Here is a 20,671-nt window from a genome sequence, read left to right as displayed (position 1 = left end):
CCAATCTCCTTGCGGCCAATTTTCCAGGCGTTGGCGACGCGATTGGCATAACTGGTAATGTCTTCTGGCTGCGTGGTCGGAACCAGCAAGATGACGACTTGCGCACCCCGACTGAGTTCAAAGGCGCTCAGTTTGGCGTCGAGCGCCTGACGTTGTGTGGCCTCAAGTGTCACGGTGGTGTCGATGACATGTGCGCTCAGAGCGGGTACAGCCAACTGCGCTTGCGCAGTGCCGGTCACCAGCCACACAGCCATGAGCCATGCAACCGAAAGGAATATCGCCCGCGACATGGTGACTATTTTTTATTAAAGTCAACGACGGGCGCGTTGGATATGGCCGCCTCGTTCTGGACAGTAAAGACAGGTTTGGGCTGGTAGCTGAAGACCATTGCGGTCAGGTTACTGGGGAAACTGCGTGCCAGCACGTTGTAGGCCTGCACAGATTCGATATACCGGTTACGGGCGACCGTGACACGGTTCTCAGTACCTTCAAGCTGCACCCGCAGGTCCGAAAACCCCTGGTTGGCTTTCAGGCTGGGGTACTGCTCAGACACCACCATCAAGCGGCTCAGTGCCGATGACAGCTCGCCTTGCGCCGCCTGGAACTTCTTGAAGGCTTCCGGGTTGTTCAAGGTCTCGGGAGTGACCTGCATGCTGGTGGCTTTGGCACGGGCTTCGATCACTTTGGTGAGTGTTTCCTGCTCAAAAGCTGCCTCGCCCTTGACGGTGGCGACAATGTTGGGCACCAGATCAGCTCGACGCTGGTATTGGTTAAGCACCTCACTCCATGCCGACTTGGACTGTTCGTCAAGGCGTTGAAAATCGTTGTAGCCACAGCCTGTCAAGGCCAGCGCGGTCAAAAAAATCAAAAGCCATCGTGTCATAAAAATCTCCCACAGGTTAAAAGCAGGGTTAGCATAAACGCTTGGCGCCGACCTTGAATTGACGACTGCCAAGTATTCCCCTACTGAGGGATACTGGATTCACGGCAAAATCAAACTCAGTACCCTCAATCACCGCCATGTCCAAAGTTAAAAAATCATCAACAGCCGTTGGCGGCACCGCCGATGACATTGAAGCCGCCTTCTATGAGGCGATGCAGACGGCTGACCTTGAAAAGCTCATGGCCTGCTGGGCCGATGAGGACGACGTCGTGTGCGTGCATCCTGGTGGCCCCCGGTTGGTTGGGGTGGTCGCAATACGCGTTGCTTTTGAGGCCCTGTTTTCAAATGGCACGATACGCGCCTGGCCTGAAGGCGTGCACAAGATTGAGTCTTTTACCAGTAGCGTACACAGCGTGCGCGAACGGGTGGAAGTGCTGACGGACGAGGGCCTGCGCGAAGCCTACGTGATTGCCACCAATGTCTATTACAAGACGCCGCAGGGATGGCGCATGGTGGCGCACCATGCCAGCCCGGGGTCAGAGCAGGAAGCTCAGGAAATGAGCGAAACACCGCATGTGTTTCATTGATCAAATAGGCCTCTAGACCCCGTCTTATATGCGTAAGCAGCTATGAATTACGAAGCGCCCGTCTGGTTGCCGGGGGGCCATCTTCAAACCATCTGGCCAGCCTTGTACGCACGGCGCGGGCACCCTGGTAAACCACTCTACCAGCGTGAACGCTGGGTCACGCCCGATGCAGATTTCATCGATGTTGATTGGCTCCGCTCAAGCACGCAGCAGCCTTTGCTAGTGATGTTTCATGGTCTTGAAGGCTCATCAGTCAGTCACTACGCGCAAGCCTTTGCAAACTATGCCCGCGCTCAGAACTATGGTTTTGTGGTGCCTCACTTTCGGGGTTGCAGCGGTGAGATCAATCGGGGTCCGCGGGCCTACCACTCAGGCGACTTCGAAGAAATCGGCTGGATTCTGTCACGGCTACGCCAACAGCACCAAGGCGCCATCGTCGTCGTCGGCATCTCATTGGGCGGCAATGCATTGCTGCGCTGGGCCGAAGAAATGGGGGGCCAGGCCGCCCGCGTGGTGGATGCCGTGGCCAGCATTTGTTCACCGCTGGATTTGGCAGCCAGTGGGCAAGCGATCGGGCGTGGATTTAACCGCTTGGTTTACACCCGCATGTTTCTGGCCAGCATGAAGCCCAAGGCTATGTTGAAACTGGCGCAGCATCCGGGACTCTTCAGTGCCGAAAAACTCAGGGCCGCACGGGATCTGTACGCGTTTGATAATGTGTTCACCGCGCCCTTGCACGGCTTCAAGAATACGCAAGACTATTGGCAACGGGCCTCGGCGCAACCGCATTTGAACCAGATCCGCCTACCGGCACTGGTGGTGAACGCGTTGAATGACCCGTTCATTCCCGCTTCGAGCTTGCCGCAACAAAAAGAGGTTGGCCCGTGCGTAACCTTGTGGCAGCCGCGTCAGGGCGGGCATGTCGGGTTTGCCGCCGGGGCGTTGCCAGGCCACCTGCGCACCTTGCCAATGACGGTAGGCGGTTGGTTGTCAGCGCAGATCAACAGCAAACAAAGGGATAACTTCAATGGATGAGATCGTCAAACAAGCGCTGGCCAAGTGGCCTAATGTGCCCGATTGCTACGGCTGGCTCGGTCTGGATGCGCGCGGCAATTGGTACATGCGGGACGAGCGAGCGCAGGCGTCGGGGCCGTTTGCCGGTGGTTGCGCGCAGAGCAAGGGTTCACTGCTAAAGCATGAGAAGTTGATCGAATTCATCCAGCGCAATTACGAGCCGGATGCACAAGGGCAGTGGTTTTTTCAGAATGGGCCGCAGCGAGTTTATGTAGAGCTGGAAATCACGCCACAGGTCTGGCGGGTCAATGATGACTTTTCGGTGCAAGACCACACCGGGAAGGCGGCGGTCGTGGCGCACTGCCTGGTCGACGAAAACGGGTTCTTGTACCTTCAGGCAGACACCCGGTTTGGGCTGGTTCACACCATGGACATGGGACCGTCTGCCGAAGCGATTGAACAAGGCGTGTGGACGGCACAAGAGGTGATCAGCGCGGATTTGCCGAAGCTTTACAACTTCGTATTAAGCCCGTTGTTGCTACAAAATAAATAGCTGCTAAGGCAATGAGTACGGGGGCTAGATGCCAATTAGGCATAAAAAAACCGGTCCAGGACCGGCTTGCCGTGCAGCCGTAAATACAGCTTATTTGGCGGCCACTGCCGGTGCTTTAGGCTCGACCAGTTTGCCACCAGCTGCATTCGCCATGTAGACCACGGCCAGTCCAATTTCATGGTCCGAGAATTCGCCGCCGCCTTGCGGTGCCATGGCGTTCTTGCCTTTGACTGCGGAAGTCAGCAGTGCCTCGTAACCGGTTTTGATGCGGGGTGCCCAAGCCGCAGTGTCGCCAAACTTTGGTGAGCCGAGCAGGCCCGCGGTATGGCAGTTGGTACATTGGGCTTTGAAAACTTGTTCGCCAGAGCGTAGCTCATGGGTGCCAGCCCGCATCACGATCGTGCCAATTTTCTGGATCCGGGCCTCAATGGCTTGCTCCAGGTTCACGGCCCCGGCTTCGGGTTTCTTGGCGGAGGTGACATACAAAACCAGGCCAATAATCACAAAGATGGGCACGACAAACGAGAAAAAAACGGTCATCAGCAATTGCTTGGGGTTTTTGACGGGCCCGGTATGAGCCTCTTCGTGAACAGCCGCTTGCGTGTTGTCGCTCATGGGAACCTTTAAATGAATAGTAAAAACAGTCGAATATAAGCGGGAACCATGATCTGAATCAAAAGCTATTTGCTTGTTTCACACCAAGAACCAGAGGCGCTAGTTTAATTCAGACTGTTCGGTCCTCCCGTGCATTAAAAAATGGGCCTGTTCAATGACCGAATTCTTGATTTGGACGTGTTTTGAAGAAGGTGACAGGTGTGCCTTCAGGCGGTGTGGTCGGAGCCTCCTTGCTTTTGTGCAGGACAAAATTCTTGACCTTGCCCATAACGTGCATTTCGCAGGGTTTGCAGTCAAAGCGCAGCGTGAGTTTTTCGCGGCCGCTGACCAGTTGCAAGGGTTCGGCCTTGACGGTGCCTTGCACCCCGGTAACCCCTTTGGCTTGCTTGGGGCACAGGCTCAAGGCAAAGCGCACGCAGTGCTTGGTGATCATCAGGCTCACCTCGCCTTTTTCCTGGTTGCTTTCAAACGCTGGCGCTACGAGTTTGACGCCGTGCTGGGCGTAAAAATCACGGGCATGCTGGTTGAAAACATTGGCCAGATAGGTCAAGGTCTCTTCGGGGAACGCCACCGGGGGTTGCACCGCCGGGGCCCGGGGCAAGCGGGTAAAGGCTTTCAGGCGAGCCGCTTCCAGCGCCTCAACCGCATCGCGCCGCAACGCATTCAGCAGTGAGGTGGGCACAAACCAGGCTTGCGACAAGTCGATCTGAACCTCGGGGGTGGCAAAAATGGTGGTGCCCATCTTGCTGAGGTTGTCGCGCAGACTGGCCAGCGCCTGCTCGGCGTCTTTGGCCAGCGTGCGGTTCAGTGGCGCCTTGACGGTGGCACTGTGGCCGTCTTCATCGGTCAGCGTCAGGGCGATGCCGTTTTTGCTGTCGCTGAGGTGCGCCCACAGGTCGATGCGGCGGTCGCTCGATTTTTTGTCCAGCACGCGCAACCAGTCCATGTCGCGGTTGCGGTTAACTTCCGTGCCTTTGCGTAAATCCTTCAAGCCCGCCAGCGCATCGTTGGGGAACACGCGCCAGCGCCCTTTGGCGGCGTTCACGCTGTCGGCACGGTTGATGGCCAGCCCCATCAGCTCTTTTTGCAAGTCGTAATAGCAAAGGCCATCGCCGTTGTGCAATTTCAGTTCCTTGTCGGTGGTTTCCAGCTCGACCCAATTCGGGCCGACCTGGGTCACATAGCCAATCGGCTGCCCGGGGTTCTTGGGCGAATCGATGGCCCCAATATCGTCTTTGCGTCCCTGCACAAAATAGTCGGTGAACTCGCGGTTGAAGTTCTGCGACGGGTTGGGCGTGAAGGTAAAGGTGGTGCTGCCACTCGATGCCCGGGCCAGCGGCTGCGCCGAGCTTTGGCGTTCTTCGATCAAGTCGTCCAGCAACCGTCGGTAATGGGCGGTGATGTTTTTCACATAACCCATGTCTTTGTAGCGGCCCTCAATTTTGAAGCTGCGAATGCCCGCATCCACCAGCGCCGCCAGGTTCTCGCTTTGGTTGTTGTCTTTCATCGACAGCACATGCTTGTCGTGCGCCACAAAGCGGCCCTTGTCGTCGATCACCTGGTAGGGCAGGCGGCAGGCTTGGTTGCACTCGCCGCGGTTGGCGCTGCGCCCGGTATGGGCGTGGCTGATGTAGCACTGGCCGCTGTAGGCCACGCACAAGGCGCCATGCACAAAAAACTCCAGCGTGCAGTCGGTTTGCGCCCGTATCGCCGCGATTTTTTCGAGCGACAGTTCCCGCGCCAGTACGATTTGCGACAGCCCCACGTCTTGCAGAAAACGGGCTTTTTCAGGCGTGCGAATGTCGGTTTGGGTGCTGGCGTGCAGTTGCAGCGGCGGCAGGTCAATTTGAAGCAGGCCCATGTCCTGGATGATCAGCGCGTCGACCCCGGCGTCATACAGCTGCCAGGCCAGCTGGCGGGCGGGCTCGAACTCTTCGTCGCGCAGAATCGTGTTCAGCGTAACAAAAATGCGGCTGTTAAAGCGGTGGGCGTGGCGCACCAGTCGTGCAATGTCTTGCACGCTGTTGTCGGCGCTGGCGCGCGCGCCAAACGAGGGGCCCCCGATGTACACCGCATCGGCGCCGTGGTTGACGGCCTCGATACCAATATCGACATCCCGCGCGGGGGCTAATAGTTCAAGTTGATGGTCAAGTAGTGACATGCCGCAGATTATCCCCGGCGGACAGCAAAGTGCGTGCGGCATCGCGCCGCTCTACCACCTTGAGCGCCAGCAGCAGCAAAGTGCCCAGCGTCATCACCCCGGCCGCAAAGTACAGACCGGCGTTGTAGCTGCCCAAACGGGCCGCGAGCGTACCGGTGATGGCCGGGCCAATGATCTGGGCCGCACCATACGAGAGGGTCATCTTGCCCATCATCTTGGCCGGACGGGTCGGGTAATAGCGGCCCGCCATGCTCAGCACCAGGCTCACCATGCCGATGAAGGTGCCGCCAAACAGCAGAGCCCCAAACAGCGCCGCCATCAAACCACCGACCATTACCGGCAACAAAATGCCGATGATTTGCAGCACGGCAGCCAGAATCAGCGCATTCAAATCGCCGGTGCGCCGGGCGATCAGGTCCCAGTTGAAGCAGGCCGGCGCCGCGCCAATGCCAATCGCCAGAAACGCCAGATTGCCCCAGCCCTCCAGCCCCGGCAATTTGTTCACGATCGCCACGATGAAGGTGGCGCTCACCACATAACCAAAACCGGCACAAAAATAAGCCGCCATGAAGATGCGCAGGTACAGCGGGCTAGGGGGGTTGTCCTGCATTTTTTGCCCGCTCATGGTCAGACCGGTGGTGTCTGGTTTGGGCAACCAGCGCAAGGCCGGAATCAGCAGCAGGCAACCGATGGCGGTAAAAGCAAACCACTGCTGGCGCCAATCCAGCCACGGGCTGAACAGCATCACCGCCGTCGAGCAGCCCGCAATGCCGAGACCAATGCCGGAGAAGTGGATGCCCAATTCGCTGCGGTGGTTGTGGCGAATCAGCCAATTCATGATCAGCCCGGTGCCCAGCAGCATGCCGGCGGAACTGCTCAGGCCCGCCACATAACGCGACAGCGCCCAGACTGTGACATCGGTGGTCAGCCCCATGACGGCGGTGCTGAGGATGGCCAGTACCATGCCGATGCGGTAGAGGCGGTCTTTGAGCACCAGGTCGCTGATGAGGGACGCCAATACCGCGCCGCTCAGGTAACCGGCGTAGTTGATGGCCGCCAGCCACCCCGCCGCCGCCACGCCCAGCCCGGCTTGCTGTTGCATCAGCGGTAGCAAGGGGGTGTACGAAAAACGGGCAACGCCCAGTACCAGCAGCAGGCTGAAAATGCCTGCACTCAAAACCTTGAGGCGCGCTCTTTGTTCGTTCATGGGGGTTGGTTTGAGTAAGGTGGGGGGATAAGGTTGACGTGCACGTCAATGTACGCGATTTGTGCGTTTCATGCTGGTTGAAGGAAAACTTGTGAAAATATTTGCTAAATAGCCTTCTAGCCCTCGTATAGTCTGGCTTTAATGCTATATTATATATAGCATGACGAACCCCATTCCTGAGTTCCCCTTCACCCTGGACCGCCAGGCGATCGAACAATTGTTGCCCCACCGGGGGCCGATATTTGCCTGCAAGCAGTTGACCGCCCGCGGCCCGCGCGTTTATACGGGCATCGCCCACTGGCCGCTGGACAATGCCGTGGTGCAGGGGCATTTCCCCGGCTATCCGCTGGTGCCCGGCGTCATGCTGATTGAAGCGGTGACCCAGCTGGCCGGTGCCGGCTTGCTGAGTGCCGATACCTATGTGCAGTCCTTGCCCGGCGAACGCATCGGTGTGCTGGCGTCGGTGCGGCGTTGCGCCTTCAAGCGTGCGGTGCTGCCGGAGCAGGATGTCACGTTTGAGATCACCTGCCGCCAGATCGGCGCTGATGCCGTGCAAGTCACGGCTCTAGCGCTGGTAGACGGCGTCGAAGTGGCCCAACTGGAAACCCTGATGGTCTACGCCGATAAAGCGCAGTTTTCGGCGGCCCTGGGGTCGGCCACCCCAAGCGCGGTTTCGGTACACCCAGGTCCCTTCAATGGCATACAGAGCGCTAAAGCCGAATTAAGACATGTTTGAGGAAATCAATCATCTCGCCCTGATCGGCGACCTCATGCAGCAGATGTGTGTCTACCTGGTGGTGGCTTATCTGTTGAGCAAGACCCCGCTGTTCGCGCCGTTAATGCAGGTCACGGTGCGCCTGCCCGACAAGCTGGTGTGCTACGTGGTGTTCTCCGGCTTTTGCATCATGGGCACCTATCTGGGTTTCAAGATTGAGGGGGCGATTGCCAACACGCGGGCGATTGGGGCTGTGCTCGGCGGCCTGCTCGGCGGCCCCGTCGTGGGTTTGGCTGTCGGGCTCACGGGTGGTATGCACCGCTATTCAATGGGCGGTTTCTCGGCCACGGCCTGTGCGGTGTCCACCGTGACCGAGGGCCTGATCGGCGGCGCCCTGCACCTGTATTTGCTGCGTCGCCATCAGGCTGACCGCTTGCTCAATCCGATGATTGCCTTTGGCACCACGCTGGTCGCCGAGTTGGCGCAGATGACCATTATTTTGCTGCTGGCCAAGCCCTACGACCAGGCGGCGCGTCTGGTGGCCCAGATCACCTTGCCCATGGTGCTGACCAACTCGTTTGGCGCCGCCTTGTTCATGCGCCTGATTCTGGATCGGCGCGAAACGCTGGAAAAATATTCGATTGCCTTTTCGGCCAAGGCCTTGCGCATCGCCGAACGCTCGGTCGGCATCCTGATGCAAGGTTTCAACGAGAAAAACTGCACGCGCCTGGCCACCATCATTCAGGAAGAAACCGGCGTCGGCGCTGTGGCCATCACCGACTGTGAAAAGCTGTTGGGCTTTGTCGGCGTGGGGTCCGACCACCACCTGAGCGGCACCCTGATTTCTTCGCCACACACTTTGTACGCCATTGCCCACAACGAAGTGGTGTACGCCGATGGCGCCAACGTGCCCTATTGCTGCTCGGTGTCAAAAGACTGCAAGCTGGGCTCCTGCATGGTGATTCCGTTGCGCGGGGAAGCCAACCGGGTCTTCGGCACCATCAAGTTGTACGAGCCCAAGTCCAAGTTTTTCTCATCGCTGAATCGCACACTGGGCGAAGGCATCGCCCGGTTGCTCTCAAACCAGGTGCTGGCCGGCAAAATCGAGGAGCAAAAACGACTGTTGGTGCAAGCCGAAATCAAGCTGTTGCAGGCGCAGATCAACCCGCACTTTTTGTTCAACGCCCTGAACACGCTGGCGGCCGTGATTCGGCGCGACCCCGAAGCGGCGCGGCAACTGGTGCTGTACCTGTCCACCTTTTTCCGAAAGAGCCTCAAGCGCACCGACAACGATGTCACGCTGGCAGAAGAGGTCGAGCACGTCAACGCCTATTTGTGCATTGAACTGGCCCGCTTTGCCGAGCATCTGCAGGTCGAGATCGCCATTCCGGAGGATTTACTGAGCCTTCGGTTGCCCGCCTTTTCGCTCCAGCCGATTGTTGAAAATGCCATCAAACACGGTATTTCCCAGCTGCTGGAGCCGGGCAAAATTTCCCTCAGCGCGCAGCAGCAAGACGGCTTGCTGACGGTCAATGTGGAAGACAGCGCGGGCCTGTACCAGCCGAAACCGGACAGCGATGGTCTGGGGATGAATCTGGTGGACCGACGCATCAAGCTGCGTTATGGCGATGCGTTCGGTCTTCAAGTCACCTTCGAGCGCGATCGCTTTACGCGGGTGGCTATTTCTGTGCCAGTTAACGAAGGGCCGGGACCATGCTGACTGCCTTGATCATTGATGACGAAGCCCCGTCGCGCGATGAGCTGAAAGCGTTGCTGGCGACCGAGCCCGATGTGCACGTGCTGGGGGAGTGCGCCAACGCCATTGAAGGGCTGGCCGCCATCCACCGGTTGCGCCCGCAGGTGGTGTTTCTTGACATCCAGATGCCGCGCCTGAGCGGCCTGGAGATGGTCAGCCTGATTGACCCGGCGGCCATGCCGCACATTGTGTTCGTCACCGCCTACGACGAGCACGCGCTGAAAGCGTTTGAAGAGCACGCGACCGATTACCTGCTCAAACCAATTGACCCGCAACGCCTGGCCAAAACCCTGAACTGGCTGCGCAACGGCGCACACCCCGCCAGCCAGGCGCCGCCGGTGTCGATCGAGTTGCTGCGCCAGGTGCCATGTGTCAGCCGCAACCGCATTTGTCTGATGGGGCTGGCCGAGATTGAGTTTGTCCACACCGATTTGACGGGCGTGCAGGTGGTGAGCGCCGAGCGTCAGGGCACCACCGAACTCACCCTGAAAATTTTGCAGGAGCGCACGCTGCTGGCGCGCTGCCACCGACAGTACTTGGTCAACCTCGACCACATCGCCGAGATTGAGTTGCTGGACAACGGCGGGGCCGAAATTTTGACCCACAGCGGCAAGCGCGTGCCCGTCAGCCGCCGTTACTTGCGCGAAATGAAAGACCGCCTGCTCATTTCCTGAGCTTTTACGGCGCCTGATGGCACCCGCTCAGGGCCGCTGAACGGCCACTCAAACCGCCTGGCAACCGCTCGCCAGATAGCGCACCCAAGGGCATCCAAACCCGCTACATTGCACGCGAACCTCCGCTCTGGCGGTGGGTCAATCGCCTGTTTCCAGGCCGGACGTTAAATCACAACAGGAGCGCTCATGCAACTCATCTCCAAACATGCCATGTGGTGGCTACTGACCTTGATCGGGGTGTTTTCCCTCGGCACGGTCGCCTTGTCGCGGGGTGAAACCATCAACGCCCTGTGGATCATCACCGCGGCGGTGTCCATCTACCTGGTGGCCTACCGCTACTACAGCCTGTACATCGCCGACAAGGTGATGCAACTCGACCCGACCCGGGCGACGCCTGCGGTGCGGCATAACGATGGGCTGGACTATGTCCCGACCAACAAATACATCCTGTTCGGTCACCACTTTGCGGCCATTGCCGGTGCTGGCCCGCTGGTCGGCCCGGTGCTGGCGGCGCAAATGGGCTACCTGCCCGGCACGCTGTGGATCATTGTGGGCGTGGTCTTGGCCGGTGCGGTGCAAGACTTCATGGTGCTGTTTGTCTCTACGCGCCGCGACGGCCGCTCGCTTGGTGATCTTGTCAAGTCTGAACTGGGCCTGGTGCCAGGCATCATTGCGCTGGTGGGCACGTTTGTCATCATGGTCATTATTTTGGCGGTGCTGGCGTTGATTGTGGTCAAGGCGCTGGCCGGCAGCCCCTGGGGCACCTTTACCGTGGCGGCGACCATCGTGATCGCCTTGTTCATGGGCGTTTACAACCGCTACCTGCGCCCCGGGCGCATCGGCGAAGTCTCGGTCATGGGTCTGGTCTTGCTGATTGGGTCGATCGTTCTGGGTGGGCAGGTGGCCGAGAGCCCGATGTGGGGACCGCTGTTTACGTTTGATGCCAAGCAACTGTCGTGGATGCTGATCATCTACGGCTTCATCGCCTCGGTGCTGCCGGTGTGGTTGCTGCTGGCGCCGCGCGATTACCTGTCCACCTTCCTGAAGATCGGCACCATCGTCGGCTTGGCTTTGGCCATGGTGTTTGTGGCGCCCAATCTGCGCATGCCTGCCGTCACCCAGTTTGTGGATGGCACCGGTCCAGCCTGGTCGGGCAGTTTGTTCCCGTTCATCTTCATCACCATCGCCTGCGGTGCGGTGTCGGGCTTTCATGCGCTGATCTCGTCGGGCACCACGCCCAAGCTGCTCGACAACGAGAAAAACGCCCGCATGATTGGCTACGGTGGCATGCTGATGGAATCGTTTGTCGCCATCATGGCGATCGTGACGGCTTCGGTGATCGATCCGGGCGTTTACTTTGCCATGAACAGCCCGCCCGCCGTGATTGGCGCAACCGTTGAAGGCGCGGCCAAAATCATTTCTGCCTGGGGTTTCATCATCACGCCCGAAGTGCTGATTCAGACCGCCAAAGACGTGGGTGAAACCAGCATTTTGTCGCGGGCCGGTGGCGCGCCCACGCTGGCAGTGGGCATGGCCCAGATCTTTTCGCAAGTGATTGGCGGGCAAGCCATGATGGCCTTCTGGTACCACTTTGCGATTTTGTTTGAAGCCTTGTTCATTCTGACCGCCTGCGACGCGGGCACCCGCGCTGGTCGCTTCATGCTGCAGGATTTGCTCGGTACCTTTGTGCCCGCCCTCAAAAAGACCGACTCCTGGATCGCCAGCATGATCGCCACTGGCCTCTGCGTGGCGGCTTGGGGCTACATCCTTTACCAAGGGGTGGTCGATCCGCTGGGAGGCATCAACAGCCTGTGGCCTTTGTTTGGCATCTCGAACCAGATGCTGGCGAGTGTCGCGCTGATGCTGTGCACAGTGGTGCTGTTCAAGATGAAACGCCAACAGTTTGCCTGGGTCACGATTTTGCCAACCTGCTGGCTGCTGATCTGCACGCTGGTGGCGGGCTGGGAAAAAGTGTTTGACGCCAATCCCAAAATTGGTTTCCTGGCGCTGGCCAACAAGTTTCAGACCGCCATCGACAAAGGCGTGCTGCTGGCCCCGGCCAAGAGCATTGAGCAGATGAAGCAAATCGTGTTCAACAACTACCTGGACGCCGCTCTGGCCGTGTTCTTTATCTTTGTTGTGGTCAGCATGCTGTACTACACCGTCATCGCCTGCATGAAGGCTCTGCAGACCGACAAAGTCACCAGCTGCGAGATGCCTTACCAGGCCATCGCTGCAACGAACGCCTGATATGTTGTTCAACGACTTGTCTACCGTCGGCAAGTACCTCGGGCAGGCCGCCAAAATGCTGGTGGGCCTGCCGGATTACGACACCTATGTGCGGCACCGGCGCCTGCTGCACCCGGAACTGCCCATCATGACGGAGGTCGAATTCATCCGTAACCGGCAGGAGGCCCGCTACGGCTCCGGGCGATCCGGCGGATGCTGCTAAGGCCAAGTGGCGTAGGTCAGCACTAAACCCGCCAACCCACGACATTGCGGCTGGCTTTTGAATAGCGATAGATAAGGTCGTTGGGTTCTCTGAAATTTTAGGGGTGAGTGGCTTATTCTCAGCAAAGGGTTGCGGCAGGACTTAACTGTCAGCGTCTTCCAGTTTGAGTCGATCTGCAGGTCGTTCAAGAAACAGATATACCGAGCCATCAGGCCAGTTGCTGACGATCTGCCTTGCCAACGTGGTCTTTCCCACTTGACGCGAAATCAGTAAAACCACTACCGGGTCTGGGTCAGCTTTGAGTAAACAACGGTCTCAGCTTGTTTTGAAATCGTTATTGAAATAACGAAATTAAGTGTTAATTTTGCAATGTTATTGCTGGTGAAAAGCGATTGTTGTTGGTGTGCGAGAATCAGCCAATTGCAGTTTTAAGCAAAGTGCGGCTGTAGCTCAGTGGATAGAGTATTGGCCTCCGAATCCCAAATGTATCGGTGTAACACGCATGGTTTTGATAGTTCTGAAGCGTTATTAAGCGTCAAAAAATGCGATTCTCACTCTGAAACCACGAATTCAGCGGTGTGACTTTTTAAAACGACTATCAACGACTGACGCAAAAAAATATCACGCTGAACGAAAAAAGTTCGCTGATCTCATCAGCCCATTTAGCCTGATTCAGTGAGTATTAGCCCGTTTTTTTAAATAACTTGAACGCTGCATTTTGTAGTTCCAAGTCGAGCCGCTACGGCCGAGTAAGTATAAAAGCCATTATTAAATTCGATTGCTAAAAATTAGTCGGAAGATTAATTCAATAAATTTAGTCAATTTAATTTCTTATTAACTCGTAATATTTTTTTAGATTAACTTCTGAAAACTTTGTGACGCTGTGTTTAATATTCATTAAACATTCGATAGTTCCAAAGCAGTATCATTTTCAATCCTTGCTTATGGCAATCCGCCGCGAATGCAAAACTCACTCCAAGCTAATGGGTATCTATTGCAGCAGTAAAGTCGACAACTCCTGCAAGCCAATGGCCTGAGCGCCGTTGCGAAGTGGAAAGCGTTCAATGCCAGGGTAGACGACGTAGCGCTGTTCAATTTTCAAATCGTCGCAGGCCAACGCAAATCCTCGTTCTGGACTCGGCGCGCTTGATCGTTTGATCTCAATGCCGATTTCCGGACGTCCGCCTTTTTCGAATATCAGGTCGATTTCAGCCCCAACCTGGGTTCTGTAGAAATACGGTACTCGTCGGCTTCCCGCTGCTTGAATCAGGTTTTCAATGCAATGGCCCTCAAAACTTAGGCCGCATACGGGGTGACCCAGTAAGTCGTTCAGGGTTTCAATTTCCAAGAGTCCGTGCAGGATCCCGCTGTCTCGCACGTAGACCTTGGGAGACTTAACCAACCGCTTGCCGATATTGCCGCCCCATGGGCGCAAGCGACGTACCAACTGCAAATCAACAAGCAGGTCGATGTAACGGTCAATGGTCGGGTTGGCCACGCCAAGGGCGCTTGCAATACGGGCTTGATTGAGCAAGCCGCCCTGTTGATGCGCGATCATCGTCCACAACCGGCCAATAGTTTCAGCCGGTAATCGGGGCGCGAACATCGGCACATCGCGTTCCAGGTAACTTCGGATAAAGTCCCGTCTCCAATTCAAACTCAGTACGTCATCGGTGGCCAGCAAGCTGTCGGGAAAACCGCCACGCAACCACAGGTCAGCATCATTGATGCTGGCCGTTTCGGCTTCCGTGATGGTTAGCGGAGTAATGTCCAGATAAGCAACACGTCCGGCCAGTGTTTCACTGGACTGGCGCATCAAATCCAGTGCAGCCGAGCCCAGCAATAAAAACTGGCCGCTACGCATTCCTGCTTGGCGATTGTCATCAATGATGCCGCGCAAGACTTCAAACACACCCGGTGCACGATGAATTTCGTCCATGATGACCAACTTGCCCTGTTGAGCGCGCAGGTAGCCATCGGCGTCTTCCAGCCTGAGTCGATCTGCTGGTCGTTCAAGATCCAGATAAATAGCGCCACCATGCCAGTTGCTGGCGATCTGTCTTGCCAGGGTGGTCTTTCCCACTTGGCGTGGTCCTAATAAAACCACCGCCGGGGTTTGGGTCAACTTCTGGCGAACAACTGTCTCTGCTTGTCGTAAAATCATTATTGAAATTTTAACACTAAGTATTAATTTTACAATGTTAATTATTTATGATGCAGGCAAGGATTCAAAACGCGTGGCAACTTCGAAAAACGTTCTGCAATAGCAGCATTTATGCCCTTATTACGGACGTAACTTTTGCATGCAGCTAAGAGATACTAACTGTGGTGATTATGAGAATGAATTGAATTGGCTGGCTCAGTGGTGCACCCAATTCGAAACTATCTTGTAGTTAGCAGCGAATGCGGCGAAACCAATGCAGATCCTTGTGGTCTGCCGCCGGGGGAGTTTCCTCGGTATCAAAAAAGCCCTGCTTGGGCACTTTTCGAAGTGTTTCTGGCAGACAAGCCCCCAGTAGGTTGAACTGAATAGTTCGTCCTGCGCTTGTCAAGCCGACTTCTTGGTCGGTGGTTCCAGTGAAAGCTTGGACCAGACATCAGTACCGGCACTTCATGTGCGGTACGCCAATCGGTCAGCCCTTGCTGAACTGATTGTAAAAAGTGAGATGCACGCTAGTGCAACTGTCTCGATGGCCCATCGGCTCACAGCCGACAAGGCTAGCACGAGTGTCCACTCTTAAGTGTTGACACTGCCCCGCACCTTGCCCTTGGCTTGGTCGCAACGTCGCGCTTGCTCGCGACGCTCCTCGCTCGGACTGAACCTTTGTGCTCAGGCCCGGCACGACGCCACGTTGTCGGCCTGAGGCTGGCGTGAACGTACTCCCCCATGTGGGCGGATTACTCATTTGAGCAACCCGACCGCAGAACTGCACGGCTTTGTTCCGCGCGAAAAATAGACCAACGCATCGGTCACGACCCGGCGCGCCCGGAAATTGTATTTTTGGAAAAGTAATGAAACTAAAATTTGATAGTAGAACTGAAACTGCCACAGTGGCGCTAGCCATTGAAGGCTTCAGGGAATCACTCTCCCTTGATGAACTCCGAGTGATGAAGGCTCTGGGCTATCCGCTTAACTTCGGAGGGATAGTCACGGCCCTAGGAAACGCAATCCGACGTTTAGATAAGGTTGAAGGGCAAGATCCACTTGAAAGGACCAGCGATTGGGCCGGCGTTGTGCGCGGACTGCACAAGCGGGCCCACATTTTGTCGCTAACGATCCCGATGCTGAGCACAACGACGGCCGGGTCAAAGAACTCCGAAACTTTCAGGACATTTCTCAACCCCGTCGCGTGCTCCCTCCCGCAGAACGTTATTGAACGACTGGACCGACTGCTAGGGCTCTATTTTCTCGAGGCAGTCGCCACCAACACAACTGTAGCAAGCCAATGTTGCAAGGACTGGCAAACGCTGCGACGGCTTGGGCTTGAACGAAAAGGGATGGACCCAGCTTGGAAGAGTTTAATTGAAGACTTTCCCGTCACCGAGTTTCAGATCGTGAATGCAGGTGAAGCAGCCAATCTTCCCCCGCGCATCTCTGAACTTTTGGCTAGCATGCGTCGTGCACTTAAGGTTGAATTGCCGGCAGTCAACAGCCTTGGCGGAACGGCGAATCCTTCATTCACTGAAGTCTATGCACTCAGTAATGATGACGATGATTTTGAAGACTGCACTGATGACCCCCAGGTGATTGGCACCGCTGGCGAATCGTCGCCTCGGAACGATGAGCCTCGCAAAAAGAACACGCTTATCCCATGGATCATTAAATCATGTGAGAAAAGAGGCTACCTAGATCGCTTTGGGATCAGTGGCGTCTGGCATCAACTTCCTCCACAAGACCTTGCAGAGATATGCCGCAATGTTCTGCGTAAATTTGATACTTGTGGTGACCGGGAGCAGGGGTTTGCGTGTTTTGCGATCTGCTCAGTGAAGACCGGGCTTTCGCCGCGGATCGCTTTGACCATTCCATTGGTCCCAAATGGCGACATTTGGCTAGACGCATTGAAGGGTGAAGTGGTCTGGAATGCGACTCGATTAACCAAGCAGCAATCCGACACGGCCTTGATGATCCCAAACTACATCCGGCTTGCAGTTGACCGTCGAGTAGCTGAATACCTCAAATTGCAGCAAGCTAAACACCCCAGTGCGCGCACCCTCAGTGAATTGCTGGGTGTTATCGGAACTGCAGATGAAATCACCCATTGGCTTAAGTCGTACCGAAAGTTTTTGCGACTACAAGCAGGGGAAGTCCATGGCGCCTACGCAGCAAGATTCTCGAGCTCGCAAGGTCAAGCGGTTAGGTTTGTCACTGGCTCGGACGTGCTCGCTGCTTTTGTGGCGCTTGACTTCACCACTATCCCTCCCGGGATGCTCCACTACATTACTTTAAACGCCCGCTTTTTGCGCGCTAAGCAGCGGGAAGTTGATAAATACCTTGGGTTTGAAACTGACGATTCGCAAATTGAGGAATTTGATGAAGTAGTTGGATCAGAAAATGGAATCTCCAGGCATGAGTTCTGTCAAGGCTGGCGACTCCTACAAAGTCAAGCTCTAGCGGCCGCCGAAAAGGTATCTTCGGCGACGTCTGTCGGCGAACTTGTCGAGAGCTGGAATGTACTGATACGTACCCGTCTTTTGAGCTTCGTGACCGTGACAGCAAATCGGGCGTCAAGGCTTGCACGCCTAACCTTTGAAGCGCTACTGACCCATCCAGAGTATTTTCTCTTTGGGGACAAAGACACAGACAGGTACAAAGCATATCGAATCGTCCCCAACACCCCTCTGGCTTCCAGCATCCTTGCCGCCTTGCAAGCAGATCTCAAAATGCTGGAGGAAAAAGCAAGTGAATTGAAATCGCCTTTGCTTCTCAATGGTGCCGACTGCATTGCCGAACTTTCGCCGCAAAGTTCAGCATTTTTTGAGATGAAAATTGTTTCCCGTGGTGCCAGAATTCGTTTGAAGCGTGTCATCATCCAGCCCGGTTCACTTGACCTGATCAGCAAGGAACTGTTCCATCGACCACGGAACATAGGTCGCCACTTCCTGATCTCCGAGCTAGCGATCCTCGGCGCGCCGCTCTGGACAATCTGCTCGTTGACAGGGCATGGCCGACAAGGTGTTGAAGTATTTTCTGACTCGATGTCTGTTTCTCCGAAGCGGGCATTGGCAGCAGTTAAGCAAGCCCTGCAGGCTATTTTTGATGAGCTGGCTCTTGCTCCTGTACCCACCGGCGCCACCCCACATCTAGCGAAAAATTATCGATTAACTGCTCTCAAATCGCCGTCTGTCAAATCAGATCCTTACTTGAATCCTTCAAGGGGAGAAGACGGTCGTATTTTGCCTGCTCCTGCAGATCGCCTGACCTTGACATCAGTTCTGGTCGTCAACCAGGTGAGAGGCATCCTCACCAAAGAAATGTTTGACGGCGAAGCGGGTGCTGAATGGGCTATTTCTGCAGCCACATTTGACGGAATCCACCCTTGGGATTTGAAAAATATCTGTGCCCGATGGACAGGCAGTTTTGGCCGCATCGGTAAATCTACTTGTGCCGCATGGACACGCGAACGCTGCGGGAATGAAATAATCGTGCCACTCACAGCGCCCACGGTGGTCGCGCTTTCCAATGCAGACTTGACAATGACACCGGACTTCATGCGCGTCGCGGCCAGCAGCGGCGCCTGGCTCAGGAAGCACATCACAGTCGTTCAATGGCCTGCGGATGACGCAGATGCATTTCTGGTGTACGGTTCATTTGTATCGCGTTGGCTTCGTTTTCATATCTCGCCTTGCATCCTTGCGGCAGCTTCGCGTGCAATCCCAGCCGCAACGCTAAACAGGGAGTCATTGCTACGCATGGTCTCGCCAGAAATTGTCGTGGCTAATGCCGGGGAATTGTTTGGATTCAGACCAATCAAGCATGAGGGCTATAGGACACGGGCGTTTAGGAGGGAAACAATCGCCGCGGTCGGAGGATGCCTCAATGTTGTTGGCGATACAAAAAAGAAGCTGGGCGAGGAAGAGCGGCGCGCGGTGATTCTCATCAAGCGCCTGGACATGATTGACACCAAGGGTGACAAACCCGCCGAGTGCGCAGTGCAGGTACTGCGTGAGGAGGCGCGCCTGCATATAGAAACGCACAGTGACGGTCGAGAATTCAGTTCTTTGCATACCTATTGGTCTGAGGTGGCTGATGCACTCGAGTTGCTGGATGTCACGGATGATGTCTCAAAATGGACCGACTGTGATTTTGAGGAGTGGGCCATGCTTTCCATGGCAAAGATGCGTTCGAAAGCCGCCACACCAGATGCAGCCGAAGCGATGAAATTTTTTGGTTTTCGAAGATTTCTGCGGACGGCAAAAGCGCTGGGATGGGCGATCCCAGAGAGACTTTTCACAGAGCGTGGGGTTGCCTCATATGACGGCATGCGTAAGTCGGCTGCCGCATCAGCCGTCCTGACCAAAGATTTCGTAGCGGTGCGCACGGTGGTCCAGCAGCAGTTGAAGGAATGGCCGCTTCTGCGGCAGCGGGCAGAAATATTCATTGACTTGCTGGAATACGCGCCCCTGCGTGCGGGCGAGTTGGACACACTGCCTGTGAAATGCGTGACGCGTGCCAGCAAAAAACTTGCCGTCCGAACCCAGGGATACAGCAATACCAAGTCGTCGAATTCTGTGAGACTGACAACACTGCCAGCAAGTATCGCTGATGTCCTCCTAATGACACAGTCTGAAATGATCACCAGCACCGGCAACGCTTTGTTTATATCTTCTAACTGCGACAACTGGGACATTCAAAGAACCGTTGAACGGGTCGTCATGGATGCCATGACTCTGGTAAGCAGGGATCCTTCCATTCGTCGGCATAGTTGCCGGGCCAGCGCAGCCTGCCGTCTGGCGTGGCCTGATTGGGAAAAAATGGCGGTTTCCATGTTTGGATGCAAGCATGGTGCGAAATTCTGTCGTGGCGACATCCTGCTTGACTATACCCACTGCATGCGTTCAGTGTTGGAAACTGGGCATGGCCACATTTCTACATTTCTCATTTACTACGCCTCGATATGGCCGATGATACTTTGCCACGAACTGCGATGTGAATTGTCCTTGCTCACCCCGTCTACCTCCTACCTCAAGGGCTGCTTGGGATCGAGCGAGCCCTACCGTAGTGCACATGCCCGAGCGGGCGAAGAATTTGACGCCTGGGATTACCTGGGAGGCGCACGTAGTGCTCACATGAAACTGCCCGTATTTGAACGCCGACAGCCTTTACCACTGGTCATTCCAGGCAGCAGTGGAAAGTTAGAAAAGAAGGATATCGCAACGCTTACATTAAGCGGACTGGCACGTTTCGCAGGTCGCACGCAGTTGGATGCCTCTCACCGATTCGGTATTGCCGAATCCCTATCCACGCAGCTTGAGACGGCCATTAGTGATCAGGGAATCAATATCAGTGATTTGCATAAACGCCGCGGAGGGAAGGCGAAACCGGGTGGTTTAAAAGCTGATCTGAGCATGAGCGAGTCGTCCCTAGCTCAAGAGATAGTCAATCATTTGGTGGAAATCCCGGCTGTCACGCTGAAGTTGATGGCAGAGGATTTAGATGTGCGGCGAAAGTATGTAGGAAAACTAGACCTTACACCTGCCCAACTTCAGGATCGCCTAGGAATACATGCGACGGCGCTTCCAGACTCTGTATTTTTATATGTCCGCTTTAGCTCGAAGTACCCAGTGCCCCTGGACATGAATGCTATGAACACGCTTCGGCCACGGGTTGTCTTTGGCCCATTAGATAAGAACTTAGGGCACTACCCATTGATTCAGGTGGGATTAATGTCTTCACCAGGAAGCCGTGTTAGTACAGGACGTGTCACGGTTTTGGTCAGAGCAGCGATTTCTGCTGCAATTGCAGCGAAAGGTGTCGCAATTTAAATCCTATAAAAACTTAAATTTCAATTAATGAAACAAGAAAAAATACGCTTGTATTTCTTGTTTCTGAGTGC

At 55.7% G+C, this 20,671-nt stretch carries 15 protein-coding genes; 9 read left to right on the top strand and 6 right to left on the bottom strand.

The window, feature by feature from the left end; genetic code table 11:
* Positions 1-254, bottom strand: a 254-nt coding sequence (locus WCG50_RS06430) for a TPM domain-containing protein (protein ID WP_336898754.1), incomplete at its 3' end; no start/stop codon positions are given.
* Between the two features lie 41 nt (positions 255-295).
* Positions 296-883, bottom strand: coding sequence for a LemA family protein (locus tag WCG50_RS06425; RefSeq protein WP_336898753.1), 588 nt, complete (start codon positions 881-883; stop codon positions 296-298).
* Positions 884-1,020: 137 nt separating this feature from the next.
* On the opposite strand from WCG50_RS06425, the gene WCG50_RS06420 reads away from it, so the two are divergent.
* The 3 genes from WCG50_RS06420 to WCG50_RS06410 are packed head-to-tail and all read left to right on the top strand — an operon-like array spanning position 1,021 to position 3,037.
* On the top strand, positions 1,021-1,470 hold the full coding sequence (locus tag WCG50_RS06420; RefSeq protein WP_336898752.1) for a nuclear transport factor 2 family protein: 450 nt from the start codon (positions 1,021-1,023) through the stop codon (positions 1,468-1,470).
* A 42-nt stretch (positions 1,471-1,512) separates the two neighbouring features.
* Positions 1,513-2,505: an alpha/beta fold hydrolase gene (locus tag WCG50_RS06415; RefSeq protein WP_336898751.1), complete on the top strand. Its 993-nt coding sequence runs from the start codon at positions 1,513-1,515 to the stop codon at positions 2,503-2,505.
* Positions 2,498-3,037, top strand: a complete 540-nt coding sequence (locus WCG50_RS06410) for a DUF2946 family protein (protein WP_336898750.1) — start codon at positions 2,498-2,500, stop codon at positions 3,035-3,037. Before WCG50_RS06415 ends, WCG50_RS06410 begins: the two co-directional genes overlap by 8 nt.
* Before the next feature lie 90 nt (positions 3,038-3,127).
* On the opposite strand, the gene WCG50_RS06405 is transcribed toward WCG50_RS06410, so the two are convergent.
* The 3 genes from WCG50_RS06405 to WCG50_RS06395 form a co-directional block, all read right to left on the bottom strand.
* Entirely contained in the window at positions 3,128-3,652 is a 525-nt protein-coding gene (locus tag WCG50_RS06405; RefSeq protein WP_336898749.1) for a c-type cytochrome, read from the bottom strand.
* Positions 3,653-3,803: 151 nt separating this feature from the next.
* Entirely contained in the window at positions 3,804-5,813 is a 2,010-nt protein-coding gene (locus WCG50_RS06400) for a U32 family peptidase (protein WP_336898748.1), read from the bottom strand.
* On the bottom strand, positions 5,800-7,020 hold the full coding sequence (locus tag WCG50_RS06395; RefSeq protein ID WP_336898747.1) for a YbfB/YjiJ family MFS transporter: 1,221 nt from the start codon (positions 7,018-7,020) through the stop codon (positions 5,800-5,802). Before WCG50_RS06395 ends, WCG50_RS06400 begins: the two co-directional genes overlap by 14 nt.
* Positions 7,021-7,180: 160 nt before the next feature.
* Here WCG50_RS06395 and WCG50_RS06390 point away from each other — a divergent pair, with 160 nt between their 5' ends.
* The 5 genes from WCG50_RS06390 (at position 7,181) to WCG50_RS06370 (ending at position 12,617) form a co-directional block, all read left to right on the top strand.
* On the top strand, positions 7,181-7,756 hold the full coding sequence (locus WCG50_RS06390; RefSeq protein WP_336898746.1) for a 3-hydroxyacyl-ACP dehydratase: 576 nt from the start codon (positions 7,181-7,183) through the stop codon (positions 7,754-7,756).
* Positions 7,749-9,455, top strand: a complete 1,707-nt coding sequence (locus WCG50_RS06385; RefSeq protein ID WP_336898745.1) for a sensor histidine kinase — start codon at positions 7,749-7,751, stop codon at positions 9,453-9,455. The genes WCG50_RS06390 and WCG50_RS06385 overlap by 8 nt, the downstream gene beginning before the upstream one ends.
* The gene (btsR, locus tag WCG50_RS06380) at positions 9,449-10,165 is read left to right on the top strand and encodes a two-component system response regulator BtsR (RefSeq protein WP_336898744.1); all 717 of its coding nucleotides are present in this window, start codon (positions 9,449-9,451) and stop codon (positions 10,163-10,165) included. Before WCG50_RS06385 ends, btsR begins: the two co-directional genes overlap by 7 nt.
* 186 nt (positions 10,166-10,351) lie before the next feature.
* Positions 10,352-12,415: a carbon starvation CstA family protein gene (locus WCG50_RS06375; protein WP_336898743.1), complete on the top strand. Its 2,064-nt coding sequence runs from the start codon at positions 10,352-10,354 to the stop codon at positions 12,413-12,415.
* Positions 12,416-12,419: 4 nt separating this feature from the next.
* Positions 12,420-12,617, top strand: a complete 198-nt coding sequence (locus WCG50_RS06370; RefSeq protein WP_336898756.1) for a YbdD/YjiX family protein — start codon at positions 12,420-12,422, stop codon at positions 12,615-12,617.
* A 991-nt stretch (positions 12,618-13,608) separates the two neighbouring features.
* On the opposite strand, the gene WCG50_RS06365 is transcribed toward WCG50_RS06370, so the two are convergent.
* Positions 13,609-14,781 carry an ATP-binding protein gene (locus WCG50_RS06365; RefSeq protein WP_336898742.1) on the bottom strand — a complete coding sequence of 391 codons (1,173 nt, stop codon included), beginning with the start codon at positions 14,779-14,781 and terminating at the stop codon, positions 13,609-13,611.
* Between the two features lie 848 nt (positions 14,782-15,629).
* Between WCG50_RS06365 and WCG50_RS06360 the strand changes: the two genes are divergently transcribed.
* Positions 15,630-20,600 carry a hypothetical protein gene (locus WCG50_RS06360; protein ID WP_336898741.1) on the top strand — a complete coding sequence of 1,657 codons (4,971 nt, stop codon included), beginning with the start codon at positions 15,630-15,632 and terminating at the stop codon, positions 20,598-20,600.
* The last annotated feature ends 71 nt before the right edge of the window (positions 20,601-20,671 follow it).

It is taken from the genome of Rhodoferax sp., from assembly GCF_037143375.1.
In the GTDB taxonomy this organism is placed as follows: domain Bacteria; phylum Pseudomonadota; class Gammaproteobacteria; order Burkholderiales; family Burkholderiaceae_C; genus Rhodoferax.
This window is presented reverse-complemented; position numbering and strand designations above follow the sequence as displayed.